This is a genomic window from Moorena sp. SIO3I8 (genome assembly GCF_010692325.1).
Classification (GTDB): Bacteria; Cyanobacteriota; Cyanobacteriia; order Cyanobacteriales; family Coleofasciculaceae; genus Moorena.
This window is the reverse complement of record NZ_JAAHHW010000002.1, coordinates 129379-143734: the sequence shown is the minus strand read 5'-3', so window position 1 is coordinate 143734 and position 14356 is coordinate 129379. Positions and strand designations below refer to the sequence as shown.

Here is a 14356-nt window from a genome sequence, read left to right as displayed (position 1 = left end):
TAACAGGCGCTTTGGAGACCTATCCCCTGAAATTCAAGCTCGTGTGAAGGGGTTGAGTGTCGAAAAATTAGAACAGTTAATGGATCTGGCCATCGATGTAGAATCTGTTGAGCAATTAGCAGACCATCTGCCAGCACCCGAAGCGGCTAATTAAAATAACTCCTGATAGAGAAGTACAAATTCTCTTCCCCCATACCCCACACCCCACACCCTATAGCCTAGATTCTGTGTAACCATTGAGTATAGGGATGCTGAACTAAATTGGAGTTGAAGTATCTCGGATCATCAGAGACTTCAACTCCAATCCATTCTGGTAGTTCAATGTCCTGATTTTCATCAGTTAGTTCAACTTCTGCCAAAATTAATCCTTGATTATCCCCAGCAAACTCATCCACTTCCCAAATCAAGCCAGCGTGTTCAATTTTATAACGAGTTTTCTCAATTAAGGGACCCTGGCACAAAGTATCGAGCATTTCTTGAGCATCCGAGCCTGGGATAGGGTACTCATACTCTTTTCTAGAAAAACCCACCTTGGGACTTTTGATAGTAAGATATCCTTGATCTCCCACCAGGCGCACCCGGACAGTAGTGCGGTTGGTTGTACGAATGTAACCTTGGCGATAAACACTACCAGTGCCTAGTTTCCGCCACTCTTCGCCTTTTACTAGAAATTTCCGTTCAATTTCCGTTGCCATGGGTACAAAGTATAGTGTAAATGGGTATTGTTAGTGATTGGTTATTTTAAAATTAACCATTTTTCATTGACTATTGTTGATTGTCAATTTTAAAATCAGAGTAACTCCGAACTATTCGGCTTATTGCTATAGTAATCAAAAAGTTTACAATCTTGCCTATTTAGTTAGCGATCGCTTCATATTAAACTACCAGACTTAATCCGGATTCCTTTATTTTGGCAAGAAATATAAAAATAGAGAGCCAATTGCGTAGAGTAACTCATAGAGGAACTCATCGTTGCGGCTAATGCCAATAACTAATGTAAGTAAAATTATCAGGATAAACATCGATGTCCCAACAATCAACAACCCAAAAGAGTGGAGCAGCAGCATTAATTGATGAAATGAAAAAATTTGCAAAATTGGCTCAAGAGCTAGAAAAGCAAACTAAAGACTCTAGCGAACAAGGCTATTCAGGCAAAGGCCATAAAATCTGGTGAACGAGTATAGTTAGGATAAAATAACTATACTCAGACTCTTATTGATTGGCTAAACGGATGTAGGGTAAACGAGTGTAGGGTGAACGGGTAAGTTAAAGATTTTCAGGTTTAGGAACCGGGATGACTAAGAGCAAGATTTTCACCCGATTACCACACCCGGTCATCCCACACCCTCTTATCCTACAGCCGTCACGCCTTCAATCTCCTCATCGGCGAGGTCATACAACTCCCGTAACTTCTGTAAGGTTTCCTGATCCGGTTCCCAGAATCCTCGTCCATTTGCCTCTAACATCCGGCCTACAATATTGCGAAATGCCTCAGGATTTGCCTGTCGCAACCTCTTGGCCATTTCTTCATCCAAGGCATAAGTATCTGCTGCTTGGTCATACACCCAGTTATCTTGAAAATCAGCTGTACCCCCCCAACCAATCAATGCTGTCATCCGTTGGGAAATCTCATAAGCTCCCCCAGACCCCTGATTGGCCATCGCTTCAGCCCACTTGGGATTGAGTAACTTTGTCCGATACTCCAATCGCAACAAATCCTCTAGCTTCCGGGGTGTAGTATCCTTTGAGAAACTTTCTACAAAACTGGCATTAACGGTCTTACCCCCTTGCTTTTCGGCTGCTCGCTTCAAGCCTCCAGTATTAGCATAGTATTCTTGAATATCCGTCAGCCCATATTCGACAGAATCAATTTCCTGGACTATACGACTAGTACTTTTTAGCAGCTGCTCCATGACTTCCGGACGGGCTTGACCTTTATCTTGCCGTCCATAACTAAATACATTGCGGCTTTGCCATGTATTCGCTAATTCATCCCCGGATTCCCAATTACCATCGACTACTTGGTCATTGACCAGAGAACCATAATCCCCGGCTGGATTAGAAAACAACCGAGCAGAAACATTCTCTACCCCTTGCGATCGCAACGCTAACCCATGCTTGCGGATAAAATTCTCTTCCTCTGGTTCATCTGCCTCAGTCGCCCTACGGAACAAATCATCCAGCAGCTCAACAATATTGACAAAACTATCCCGAAAAATCCCTGAGAGATTTGCCAACACATCAATTCTAGGATGACCTACCTCAGCTAAGGGTATCAAACCATACCGTACAATCCGTCCCGTTCCCTCTTTAACAGGTACTGCACCTACTAACTCCAATAAAATCCCCAAGGATTCCCCACGAGTCTTGATCGCATCCAATCCCCATAGCATTACCGCAACAGTTTCCGGATACTCCTGATGTTCCTCAAGATGCTGGGCAATAATTTTCCTGGCCACCTCCCTGCCCCGTTCATAAGCTGCTGGAGATGGCATCCGATAAGGATCCAAAGCGTGAATATTCCGTCCTGTTGGCAAAACCCCAGGACCATCCCGCAACAAATCCCCCCCAGGAGCTGGAGGAATATACTCCCCATTCAACCCCCGCAACAAATTCGTCAACTCTTCCCCAGTCTGCATCAACAACTCACCAATCCGTAACGCCTCCTCAACCTTCTCATCCTGGATCTGTTCACGTCCGTCTGGTGTTTGCGGTTCAAATTCTCCATCGACAATGGCCTGAATTATCCCTTGCGGGACATCTTCCCCAAAATAAGCCCTGAGGTAAGATTCTAACTGTTCCGAATCAGGCACTTGACCTAGAGTGTGCAGCCCAGAAGAAAACAACCGTTGTTCCAGCACTAGCAAGTAATCGTACAACTTGACAAGATAGTGATTAAATGAATCAGCACTAAACATCTGGACATTCTCTGGACTGAAAGCAATTCCCAAGCGCTTAGCATCCTCAAAGGGACAATCGGTATCTAACCCACTATCGACAATCTTTTTACAAATTGCTTCTTTCAAGGCATAATTCTTTTCAGGATCCTCCCGATACTCCGAGATTAAATCTCGTAGCACTACCAACTCCTTATACAAACCAGCCCGACCATAAGGGGGTACATTATGGGAAATCAACACCCCATAACCCCGACGCTTGGCCAACATTGACTCTGAAGGATTATTGGCGGCATAGATATACAGATTCGGGATATTTCCTAGCAAAATATCCGACCAAGAATACCCCGTATTCCCCAGGGGTGAACCAGGCAACCATTCCACGGTGCCATGCATGCCAAAATGCACCACTGCATGGGCATCAAAATCATTCTGTAACCACTTATAAAAGGCCGTGTACTGGGGATGTGGGGTCATGTCTCGTTCAAACATCAGCCGCATTGGGTCTCCAGAAATACCCAGGGGTGGTTGTACCCCAATCCAGACATTTCCTAACTCAATCCCACCAATCTCGAACTCATCCCCATTGGTTTTGATTCCTGTACCAGTCAAGGATTGCCATTGTTTTTCAATACGGGTAGTTAGCAAGTAGCCTAGCCATTCTTGTAGGGTTTTAACGTTAACTGTGGTCGAAGGTTGAATGTTGAATGTTGTTCGCGTAGCGTGGCCTTTTGGCCAAGGTTGAATGTTGGTGGTTGCTGGTTGAATGTTGCTGGTTGAATGTTGCTGGTTAGAACATTCACCATTCAAGCTGTCACCATTCAACCCTTCGTCTGCTGCTTTCACCCAGCGGATTAGTTCTTCCCCATCTTCTGGTAATTCTCCAACAGTGTAACCTTGTTCTTTTAGAGCGTGGAGGAATTTAAGAAGCGATCGCGGTACATTCAATAAGGCTGCTGTTCCTGTTGCTCCATACCCAGGAGGGAAACCATAGAGAATAATGGCAATTCGTCTTTGGTCTGGTGGGGTTTGTCTGAGTTGAATCCAACGCTTTACCCGTCCAGTCAGTCGCTTAACTCGTTCGGGAATCAGATAAATATTTTCTCCGACTAAACCACCTAGGGGTACAGTATCAATTGCTCCATCCAATTCCGGCAATGCATATAATACGACACTTTGCAACCCCCCAATGCCTTGTCTTGTCCAAGAGTAAATATCTTGAATCAGTAGGGGTGCAGCAATAGTATAAGGGACATTCTTAGCAGTGAGAATACGTTTCGCTACAGCCACCTGTCTTCCTGCTTCCATAGAACCAGCTGGACCCCCTACCAACGGGAAACCGATGGTAGAAACAATGGCATCAACTTCTACAGCGTCTTGAGAGAGGGAAGGAGTTTCCACGTTATCCAGTTGCCGCTGTTGGGTTTCATAAGCAGATGTCATCCAATCCCGCACAGCTACATGACCTTCTACACCATTGATAAAGATCGGTAAAGGAGTTAATCCAGCTTCCTCAAAGTAGCGAATTAACTGGGGAATATAAGGTTGTTTTGTAACTACATGTTTGCGATAAAGCAGAATACCAACAACAGGGTTTTCTCTAGGGTTGGCAGGTTGAAGGTTAGTTGGTTGAAGGTTAGTTGGTTGAAGGTTAGTTGGTTGAAGGTTAGTTGGTTGAAGGTTGGTGGGTTGAAGGTTGGTGGGTTGAAGGTTAGTTGGTTGAGAGCGTAGCGTGGCCTTTTGGCCAAGGTTGTGTTGAGAAGCTAGCGGGCTGGTAGGGCTTTGCCCAATAACGTTTAATTGTTTAACTTTAAAGTTTTTGTACCATTCTAGGTATTGTCGTGGGGATTCAAAATACCCGTCGTAGTCCGGATGGAGTAGCCCCATGTTTGGAGTTTCCACTGGTGGCGGAATTTCTCCGACTTTCAGCTGTAAGTATTTCTCTGCCAGGGTCCAGAACATAGATGCCACATTGTCTGAGCCACCAGCATTCCAGTAACCGTAGATAATTAGCCAATTGCGCAAGTCTTGGACTTTTCTAGCAGGAATATATTTCAGCAGCTTCGGACCAATTTTCAAAAAGCTGATATAACCTGCTAAGCGGTCTTCTTCTCGTCCGTTGCTGAATTTGTCCAGGATGAATTTTACTGGCTTGGGCATCCCCTTGGGTTTATCCCCAATTTTGAACTGACCAATTTGAGTCAGGCTCATCAGTTCTAGAGCTGACTCGAATACCAAGCGGATGGGGATGTGTTGAATGCGATCGCGTAACCATAACACTTGGTCATAATCGAATAGTAGACTACCAAAGAAGACTTGGGCATCTTGGAGGGCAGCTTCTACAGTATCAGGGTTGGCAGTGATTTCGCGATCGCTAAATACTCTAATATCCAGTTCCGGACAGCGGGAGCTAGCTAACTCAGCAGCTTTGCGGTACAAGTCAGCGTTGAAGGATTCAAATCCTGCTATCAGTACAATGCGTTTCATGGAACCCGCTCGAAATAATTCTTTACACTTTGATCATATTTGATCATAATCGTACTGATCGGCTAACCCTCCCAGTGCCCTTGGGTAAGTCGTGCCATGATTGAGAATAATTACTAATTAGACTTGGGCGCAGTTGTCGGCAACTGCGGACAAAAGAACTTTGGACAAGGGAAAAATAATTGACGAAAACAGTATCAAAAAGCGCTACTTTGCTGAGCCGAAGTTCCCTATTTTTATTAGTTTGATTTCTAGATATCAACTAATAATGCTGTAGTTGACGATTCCCCATAAGCCATTCCCAAAAATACCGGCACTATTTGGTAACTGATTAACCTGACTTACTATCAATCATTTTACCAGTATCATGGAAAACTCCCAAATTTTTCTACAGTTGTCAAAAAATTGGTCATAATCAAAGATAAAAGTCAGGTAATCATTTAGAGTTAGAGGTACTGAAGATGAGGATTTTACTAGTAGAAGATGATGAGCGGATTACCGACGCCCTTGCTGAAGACCTCACCGACCAGCATTATGTCGTGGATGTTGCCAATGATGGTCAAGAGGGTAGGGAACTAGTAGAGAGCTTCAGCTATGATTTAATTTTGTTAGATGTGATGCTGCCAAAGATTGATGGTATTAGCCTTTGCCGCAAGTTGCGCTCCCAAGGCGACCTTACTCCCATTCTAATGCTGACGGCTCGGGATACCATCAGTGATAAAATTGTAGGACTGGATGCTGGTGCAGATGATTATCTAGTCAAACCCTTTGATTTAGGAGAGTTGTCCGCTAGGATTAGGGCCTTACTGCGCCGGGGAAATACTACCTTACCACCTGTACTGGAATGGGATTCCCTCCGCCTTGATCCCAGTACCTGTGAAGTCTTCTATAAAGACCGTCTCTTGTCCCTAAGTCCGAAAGAGTATGCTCTGCTAGAATTTTTCCTGCGCCATCCTCGCCGTGTGTTTAGCCGTGCTCAAATCCTGGAAAACCTATGGTCCTTTGAACGACTACCAGAAGAAGCAACCGTTAAAGCTCATATCCGAGGTTTACGACAGAAACTCGACGCAGCAGGAGCTCCCTCTGATTTGATTGAGACAGTCTATGGTTTGGGTTATCGTCTCAAAGAAAATCCCTAATTCAATATTCAGTTGTTACTGTTGAAAGTTGGCAGGTTGAAAGTTGGCAGGTTGAACGGGATGGACGAAGTCCCGCTTTGCTGCGAAGCGCGTGGCCTTTTGGCCAAGGTTGTTCGCTTTTGGCGTTCCCGTAGGGTAGGTTGCAGGTTTAAGGTTGGTAGGTTGAAAGTTGGCAGGTTGTTCGCCTTTGGCCTTCCCGTAGGGTAAGTTGACGGCATTCGTGAAGCAACGAATGATATCAAGTATAGTTGGGTCAGTTAACGATTACCAATTACTAAAATTACTAATTACTAATTACTAATTACCAGATGTTTAAAGGTTTGCGCTGGCGTCTTTTGTTGTATTACCTGATGGTAATGGCCGCAATTTTGAGTGTATTTGGTGCGGGTGTGTATGTTTTTTTAACACAGAGTCTATACCAGCAACTTGACAAAAAACTACAGACTTTAGCCCAATCTGCTGCCCCCTCATTTACTGAAGTAGAAGTTAAAGGGAGTCAATACATTGAACAAGTTGATGAAGTCCCCTGGCGAGATATCTTTAACCGAGACAAACAAAGCTTAGAATGGTTTGATGATCAGGGGAAACTATTGGCAAGGCGAGGTGCGATTGTATTGACTTTCCCGCCAAAACTGGGTTCGTTGACTCTAGAACTCCCTGAGACATCAGAGCCGATTAGGACGTTTACAATTTCTGTTTTTAAGGACACCTCGAAACCAAGCCAACCATCCCTAGAGGGCTATATTCGAGCCAGTCAATCCACAGAGGATGTAGAAATTGTCCAAAGCCAACTATTTTGGGGATTAGGAATGGGAGGAATGATCGCTCTAGGGTTTGTTGGTATTGGTGGACTTTGGCTGACCCAGAAAGCTCTTGAGCCGATTGAGAAAAGTTTTAAAAAGCTTAAACAGTTTACTGCTGATGCGTCCCATGAATTGCGCAGTCCTTTGACAGCAATTAAAGCCTCTGTGGATGTGATGCGAAATCATCCTGAGCGCATTCATCCCAAGGATGCTAAGAAGTTAGTGGCTATTGCTAGCGCTACAGACCAGATGAGCCACTTAGCAGAAGACTTACTATTTTTAGCTCGCACTGATGCAGCCTTGTCAATTCCGACCCGAAAGTCAGTCCCCATTTCCCTCAATACAGTTTTGCATAATTTGGTGGAATTGTTAGAATCATTTGCTCAAGATAAGCAGATTACCTTAGAATATCACGGCCTGACAACAGTCTCTGTAATTGGGGATGAAGGGCAACTCACCCGTTTATTTTCCAACTTGTTAGAGAATGCCCTGCAATACACACCCCCTCAAGGAAAAGTGGTTCTTACTGTTGCCAAACAGAATCGCTATGCCCTGGTCATGATTGAGGACACTGGCATTGGTATTGCCCCTGAACATCAGCCGTTTGTGTTTGATCGCTTCTGGCGTGCGGATAAAGCTCGTTCTCACCGAGAGAGGGGTACGGGGTTGGGACTTGCGATCGCTCAAGCAATCACTCACAGTCATGGGGGAAAAATCACCCTTACGTCTCAGGTTGGGGTTGGTAGCTGCTTTCAGATACGTTTACCGCTGGTTTAGGAATATAGGCTCTAGGTTGGGATTTTCTTTTGAAAGAATTATAAAGAATTATATAGAGATCCGTGTAGGAATTAATTGTGATAATTTTTGAGGCCATATTCCCTACTCCCTACTCCCTACTCCCTACTCCCTACTCCCTACTCCCTACTCCCTACTCCCTAATTTCTACTCCCTAATTTCTAAATTTATTACCGACTTTTTTACTTTTGGGTAATAATATCAAAATATGAAGCCGTTTAGTTGGAAAGCGTCAACCATACCTAGCATTCAGGAGAGATGATCTAAATGAAAACTCCCATTAAATTGCTAACAGGTATTCTGGGATTAAGTGCTCTGATCAGTTTCCCGGCAATAGCGCAAGAAAAAACAGAAAACTCAGTTAAAGATCCTGTCAATGGTGCAACTGAGTCTATGGTAGAAAGTGCCCCCGATTCCTTGAGCAAACCCGTTCAAGAGGGTGAAAAGGTAGAAATGCCAGCTACCGCTGACACTGAATCTACAACCAGTAACCTTGTAGAGCAAGCTGCGAGCAATGATCAATTCCAAACCCTTGTCAAAGCAATTGAGGCAGCGGGCTTAACGGAAACCTTGGCAGGTGAAGGACCCTACACTGTTTTTGCTCCCACCGATGACGCTTTTGCTGCACTGCCAGCAAATACCTTAGACAGTCTACTACAACCAGAAAACAAAGAGGTACTGGTAAAGCTGCTAAAGTATCATGTTGTAAGTGGTGCAGTTCCTAGCAGTGAAATCCAGTCGGGAGACATTATCACTATGGCTGGAAAAGCGGTGACAGTACACGTGGGTGAAGACGGTAATGTTAATGTCAACAATGCCCAGGTAACTCAAGCAGATATTGAAGCCACTAACGGCATTATGCATGTTGTTAACCATGTAATTTTGCCCTCAAGATCTCATGCTCAATCGGAACCAAAACCAACAGGAGTCAGGCCAAATTAAGATTTAGAAAATTAAGCTCAATAAGTTTGGTGTTTTTGGGAATTATATCCCGTCCGTTTGACTACTTATTATTCAGGTTTTTTCGGAAATTTAATAGTGTCAATGTTCACTGAATACTTAACACTTAACACGTCGCGGTTTACCTGAATACGAAGTGATTAACCGGACTCGATTGGAGTAAATACAAGGAGAGAACAAGGAGAAATTAAAGATGAATAAGTTGATGCCAATTTTACTAGGTGGAGTGATTCTGTTTGGTGCTGCTGCTTGCGATGAAGCTAAAACAAGTGATGAACCCTCCTACTCTATAGATCAAAACGATGAAGAACTAGTCTCCTTACGGTCTGAAGGAAACCAAGGGGATGCCATGGTTCAAGAAACCCGAAAGGAAATCGAGGTAAATTTTGGAACTACTCAAGAGCCAAATCAAGCCTTGGGTAATTTAGAAAACCTTGATGAAGATGACCAACTAGCCAGTTTAGTACTTAATAATTTAGAAACCAAGCTCCCCAATACCCAGTTGGAAGTTGAAGCGGCAGAGGGAATGGTAACTATCTCAGGAAAAGTATCGTCTGATGATCAATTGAGTCAGATTGCACCTTTGGCAATCCAGGTTGAAGGTGTTCAGAGCGTGGATGTTCAAGCTACTGTCAAAGAGCCAAACAGCTGATCGCTTATCTGGTCAAGTACCAATCCTTTGTTGCCAATGTTACCTAATTGATGTAATTATCTAATCCATAGAGAGGAGTTAGTCGCCTATTGCTTTTGCCATAGTGGTAGGCGACTTTTGTTGTTGAGTGTCTCTCGGCTTTAATTCATGGTGTAGCAATCCGATTTGAGTTGCGGTTCACCGGAAGAGCCGGAAAATGGGGAAGATGGTTAAAAGGAGAAAGAGGGGCAGGAGGGGGAAGATGGTTAGGTGCGCTCTTACTTGGCGAATTAAATTCGCCACGGGTCGCACCTGAAGAATAGTATCCATTATTGTCAATAAATTAATTACCATGGCTATACATAGCAATTGATTCTGATTGCAGCAAGGGTAAGAATACTGATAAACAGATTAAGATAGGGTTGGATTATCGGTGCATCGGTGTCTATAGCAATCTTGTATGATTCCTCAACAGTGACAGTTCGCAACTCAAATTAACGAACTAGGGAAGTATTGTTCACCTAGAAATTAGGATTGCTATATCCTTGTGGTGCTCAAGGGGGATAGGATTGTTGACAAAGTCCCCAAATTCCCGGATCAGGTGCAACTTAGTATGATCATCAAGTCAATCCCTGTTGAAACCATAACCGCCCAGCAGATCATTGATACCTGTCTTCGCATGAACAGTCTTGGTATCAATCAAGGTACCAGTGGTAATGTGAGTGTCAGGGTTAGAGACAGTATCGGTGAGGCAATAGCAATAACCCCCAGTGGACTAGACTACGAAGACCTAACTCCTGATAAAATCTGCAAAATTTACTTCGGCAAAGACAAACAACCTGTTTTTGCTGATAATAATCGTTATTTACCCAGCAGTGAATGGCGATTTCACTATGACATACTGTTGAATCGTTCCGATGTCAATGCTATTGTTCATACTCATAGTATCCATGCTACAGCACTGGCTTGTATGGGTATACCCATACCCAGCTTTCATTATATGGTTGCTAGGATAGGTGGGAGCAGTATAAAGGTAGCTGATTATGCTACCTTTGGCACTCAAGAACTTAGCAACAACGCCCTAAAAGCACTGGGCAATTCATTTGCCTGTTTGTTAAAAAATCATGGTATGATTGCCTGTGGAAAAGATCTAAGGCACGCTCTGAAAGTCGCACAAGAGCTAGAAACCTTGGCTCAAATCTATATCAAAATCATCAGCGTTAACAAAATTTATGGAGAACCTCAATTATTGAGTGAGGAAGAAATGCAGATAGTTATAGAAAAGTTTAAAACCTATGGAGTTCAACCCAATATTGGTAATGGGTGATTGGATAGTAATATTTTATAGCATTTATCAAATAATCAAATAGCTTAGGTACACAAGTTTTGGATTTTAGGGAATAGGGAATAGGGAACAGGGAACAGGTAAAAAATAGGTGTGTACAACCTCATTAATATCATAGCCCCTATAGATATTACCATAGGGATACTTAGGGATACTCTGGCTATAGTGTTAACAAAATTAAGCAAAACTTGAAAGTTAGTTAACAATCGTAAATAAAATATTAATAAAATATATATTTTTAGTTAAATTTTAAGTTGACAATCCACCATTAGAATTGAGAATGTCATAAAAAATAAACTTAACGACAGAAGACGATTATGGTCACCGCCCCTACACCAAAGACAAGACCACAGCCAACGGTCAAAATCGGCCCAACTCAGCTGCTGATTAACAACGAATGGGTAGAGAGCGTCTCTGGGAAACGATTCGAGACGATTAACCCTGCTACAGGAGAGGTGATCTGTGATGTGGCTGAGGCTGATGCCCCAGACGTTGATAAAGCAGTAGTGGCGGCTAGGACAGCCTTTACCAGTGGAGACTGGCCCAAAATGTCGGCCACCCAGCGGGGGGAGTTACTCTACAAGCTAGCTGATTTAATCGAAGCAAACAAGGAAGAAATAGCACGGCTGGAAACCCTAGACAATGGGAAGCCCTATCGTGATTCGTTTAATGCAGATTTGTCTCTAGTCATTGCCTGCTATCGGTACTATGCTGGTTGGGCAGATAAGATTCAAGGCAAAACAATTCCCATCAGCGGACCCTACTTCTGCTACACGCGCCATGAACCTGTGGGAGTGGTTGGTCAGATTATTCCTTGGAACTTTCCACTGTTGATGCAAGCTTGGAAGTTAGGCCCAGCATTGGCAGCTGGTAACACCGTGGTGATGAAAACGGCGGAACAGACTCCTTTATCAGCGTTGCGGATCGGTGAACTGATTATCGAAGCAGGTTTCCCTCCTGGTGTGGTGAATCTTCTTTCAGGCTATGGACCAACCGCTGGGGCTGCGATTTCACATCATATGGATATCGATAAAGTTGCCTTTACCGGCTCGACTGAGGTAGGGCATCTAATTATGGAAGCTGCTGCTAAGAGTAACCTCAAGCGCGTCACTCTAGAACTTGGTGGTAAGAGTCCTAACATTGTCTTTGCTGACGCTGACATGGATAAAACCATTGAGGGCGCTCACTTTGCCCTGTTCTTTAACCAAGGACAGTGCTGTTGTGCTGGTTCGCGGCTGTTTGTGGAAGAGAAGTGCTATGACGAGTTTGTAGACAAGTGTGTGAAACGGGCACAAAATCGTACAGTTGGTGACCCGTTTGATGCCAACACAGAACAGGGTCCCCAAGTGGATCTCGAACAGTTCAATAAGGTGATGGGCTATATTGAGTCTGGTCAGCAGGAAGGAGCTCAGATGTTGTGTGGTGGTGGCCGAGTTGGCGATCGCGGTTACTTCATCGAACCGACAGTGTTTGTTGATGTCCAAGATCAGATGAAGATTGCTCAAGAAGAAATCTTTGGCCCAGTGATGAGCATTATTAAGTTCAAAGATATTGATGAAGTGATTCAGCGGGCAAATAATACCATGTATGGCTTAGCAGCAGCCGTGTGGACAAAGGATATTACTAAAGCTCATGCGATCGCAAACAATGTCCGTGCTGGTACTGTCTGGGTGAATTGCTATGATGTGTTTGATGCCGCTGCTCCCTTCGGTGGTTTCAAGCAGTCTGGGATTGGTCGTGAACTTGGGGAGTATGGCTTGCAGCAATACACCGAGGTCAAGACAGTGACCGTTCAATTGTAGCATTGTAGCAATCACAAAGCCTGGGTTTTAATATCAACAACCCGAAAGGCTAAAGCAAAAGAAGGCTACAGCTAGTTAGTTGGTAATTTGGGACAAGGTAATGGGTAATGGGGAATTGTCAGCCAATTTCCTATTGCCCATTACTTTATGCTGTGCTCAAGGTTCAAGTTAAAGTTCAGATTAAAGTTCAGAACAATTGCTTATGATAGCATCTGCGGATAATTACCCTTTAATAAAAATCTCCCCATCTCCCCATCTCCCCATCTCCCCATCTCCCCATCTCCCCATCTCCCTATCTCCCTATCTCCCTATCTCCCTATCTCCCTATCTCCCCATCAATTTTCTTGATTATGGCTAGTTAACCGGACTTGATATTATACTCGGACAATCATTTAAAGTCCTATGATGTTATTCCTTAAGGTTTCTTGATCCGGATCAATTTAGAAAAAAACAAGTGTTCAGTGTGAGTTTTCGATTTAGCAGCAGTTTATTAAATTTTGTTAAGCACCCTTGGCTTAAATCCACTAACATAGAACAGAATTAGAGAAAAGGGCTAATTATAGAGATTGAGAAGGTTTCATGAAGTACGGAATTGATATTGGTCACAACTTGCGTGCTGATACAGGAGCTCAAGGTATCAGAGTAGAAGATGAAATGACTAGGGACGTGGGAACGAGAGTAATTTCAAAATTGAGAGACTTGGGACATCAGGTAGTTGAATGCAAGCCTAAGAGTGCGAGTACTTTGGGCAGCTCGCTGCGGCAACGGTGCAATATAGCCAATGCTAATCGAGTTGATCAGTTTGTTTCAATTCATTTTAATGCATTTAATGGCCAAGCTAATGGAACAGAAGTATTTGCGATTAGTAATACTGCCAAAAAAATTGCCCAGCCAGTTTTAGAAAAGATAGTGGAGTTAGGTTACTTCAATAGAAAGGTGAAAAATGGCTCTCATTTATATGTCCTCCGATATACCAATATGCCAGCAATTCTGATCGAAAGCTGCTTTTGTGATTCCCAGAAAGATATGGAACTCTACGATCCAGAAGCATTGGCTAATGCAATTGTTAAAGGATTAACAGGAGAAGAACCACCAACTAATCAATCTTCCTCCGAAGATAATGTGCTAGAATTACAAAAAGCTCTCAATCGCTTAAAAGTTAAAAGTCCTGCTGGTCAGCCATTAGTAGAAGATGGATCTCTTGGTCAGGCGACTATAGCAGCAATAAAAACATTTCAAGCTATTGTAGGAATTAACCAAACTGGAATTGGTGACTCGACCACATGGAAGACTATTAATCAGATTCTTGAGCAACCCATACTTAGACCTAATCATGCTGGAGGGACCACGGTAAAATATCTCCAACGTCGGGTGGGAACTCAGGCAGATGGTATCTTTGGTTCAGGCACCGCAAGTGCTGTGATCAGATTTCAGAAACAACAAGGTTTAACGGCTGATGGTATCGTCGGACCACAAACTTGGAGTAAATTGATTGACTAG

The 14356-nt window shown here is 43.5% G+C and carries 12 protein-coding genes; 10 read left to right on the top strand and 2 right to left on the bottom strand.

The genetic code is table 11. The annotated features are described in order from the left end of the window. The coding region (locus F6K51_RS38275; protein ID WP_365939892.1) for a DUF4351 domain-containing protein at positions 1-154 on the top strand (154 nt) is incomplete at its 5' end. Between the two features lie 64 nt (positions 155-218). On the opposite strand, the gene F6K51_RS01375 is transcribed toward F6K51_RS38275, so the two are convergent. Next, positions 219-695, bottom strand: a complete 477-nt coding sequence (locus F6K51_RS01375) for a CYTH domain-containing protein (protein WP_070392218.1) — start codon at positions 693-695, stop codon at positions 219-221. Between the two features lie 329 nt (positions 696-1024). On the opposite strand from F6K51_RS01375, the gene F6K51_RS01370 reads away from it, so the two are divergent. Further along, on the top strand, positions 1025-1174 hold the full coding sequence (locus tag F6K51_RS01370; protein WP_293017488.1) for a hypothetical protein: 150 nt from the start codon (positions 1025-1027) through the stop codon (positions 1172-1174). A 175-nt stretch (positions 1175-1349) separates the two neighbouring features. On the opposite strand, the gene F6K51_RS01365 is transcribed toward F6K51_RS01370, so the two are convergent. Further along, positions 1350-5384 (bottom strand): cobaltochelatase subunit CobN, encoded by a 4035-nt coding sequence (locus F6K51_RS01365; RefSeq protein ID WP_293017487.1) that lies wholly within the window; start codon positions 5382-5384, stop codon positions 1350-1352. A gap of 458 nt (positions 5385-5842) precedes the next feature. Here F6K51_RS01365 and F6K51_RS01360 point away from each other — a divergent pair, with 458 nt between their 5' ends. The 8 genes from F6K51_RS01360 (at position 5843) to F6K51_RS01325 (ending at position 14356) form a co-directional block, all read left to right on the top strand. After that, positions 5843-6520, top strand: coding sequence for a response regulator transcription factor (locus F6K51_RS01360; RefSeq protein ID WP_293017486.1), 678 nt, complete (start codon positions 5843-5845; stop codon positions 6518-6520). A 308-nt stretch (positions 6521-6828) separates the two neighbouring features. Continuing rightward, positions 6829-8100, top strand: a complete 1272-nt coding sequence (locus tag F6K51_RS01355; protein WP_293017485.1) for a HAMP domain-containing sensor histidine kinase — start codon at positions 6829-6831, stop codon at positions 8098-8100. A gap of 285 nt (positions 8101-8385) precedes the next feature. After that, the gene (locus F6K51_RS01350) at positions 8386-9060 is read left to right on the top strand and encodes a fasciclin domain-containing protein (protein WP_293017484.1); all 675 of its coding nucleotides are present in this window, start codon (positions 8386-8388) and stop codon (positions 9058-9060) included. 211 nt (positions 9061-9271) lie between these two features. Then, positions 9272-9730, top strand: a complete 459-nt coding sequence (locus F6K51_RS01345) for a BON domain-containing protein (RefSeq protein ID WP_293017482.1) — start codon at positions 9272-9274, stop codon at positions 9728-9730. A 526-nt stretch (positions 9731-10256) separates the two neighbouring features. Beyond that, complete coding sequence (locus tag F6K51_RS01340) at positions 10257-11036, top strand: class II aldolase/adducin family protein (RefSeq protein ID WP_293017480.1); 780 nt, start codon at positions 10257-10259, stop codon at positions 11034-11036. Between the two features lie 335 nt (positions 11037-11371). After that, a complete protein-coding gene (locus tag F6K51_RS01335; protein WP_293017479.1) occupies positions 11372-12856 on the top strand; it encodes an aldehyde dehydrogenase family protein in 1485 nt (494 codons plus the stop codon). A gap of 202 nt (positions 12857-13058) precedes the next feature. Beyond that, positions 13059-13214: a hypothetical protein gene (locus tag F6K51_RS01330; protein WP_293017478.1), complete on the top strand. Its 156-nt coding sequence runs from the start codon at positions 13059-13061 to the stop codon at positions 13212-13214. 221 nt (positions 13215-13435) lie between these two features. After that, entirely contained in the window at positions 13436-14356 is a 921-nt protein-coding gene (locus tag F6K51_RS01325) for an N-acetylmuramoyl-L-alanine amidase (protein WP_293017477.1), read from the top strand.

What these genes read in the sequence shown, in the direction of transcription:
- F6K51_RS01375 (WP_070392218.1), bottom strand. Translation starts at nt 695, where the DNA reads ATGGCAACGGAAATTGAACGGAAATTTCTAGTAAAAGGCGAAGAGTGG.
- F6K51_RS01370 (WP_293017488.1), top strand. Translation starts at nt 1,025, where the DNA reads ATGTCCCAACAATCAACAACCCAAAAGAGTGGAGCAGCAGCATTAATT.
- F6K51_RS01365 (WP_293017487.1), bottom strand. Translation starts at nt 5,384, where the DNA reads ATGAAACGCATTGTACTGATAGCAGGATTTGAATCCTTCAACGCTGAC.
- F6K51_RS01360 (WP_293017486.1), top strand. Translation starts at nt 5,843, where the DNA reads ATGAGGATTTTACTAGTAGAAGATGATGAGCGGATTACCGACGCCCTT.
- F6K51_RS01355 (WP_293017485.1), top strand. Translation starts at nt 6,829, where the DNA reads ATGTTTAAAGGTTTGCGCTGGCGTCTTTTGTTGTATTACCTGATGGTA.
- F6K51_RS01350 (WP_293017484.1), top strand. Translation starts at nt 8,386, where the DNA reads ATGAAAACTCCCATTAAATTGCTAACAGGTATTCTGGGATTAAGTGCT.
- F6K51_RS01345 (WP_293017482.1), top strand. Translation starts at nt 9,272, where the DNA reads ATGAATAAGTTGATGCCAATTTTACTAGGTGGAGTGATTCTGTTTGGT.
- F6K51_RS01335 (WP_293017479.1), top strand. Translation starts at nt 11,372, where the DNA reads ATGGTCACCGCCCCTACACCAAAGACAAGACCACAGCCAACGGTCAAA.
- F6K51_RS01330 (WP_293017478.1), top strand. Translation starts at nt 13,059, where the DNA reads ATGATAGCATCTGCGGATAATTACCCTTTAATAAAAATCTCCCCATCT.
- F6K51_RS01325 (WP_293017477.1), top strand. Translation starts at nt 13,436, where the DNA reads ATGAAGTACGGAATTGATATTGGTCACAACTTGCGTGCTGATACAGGA.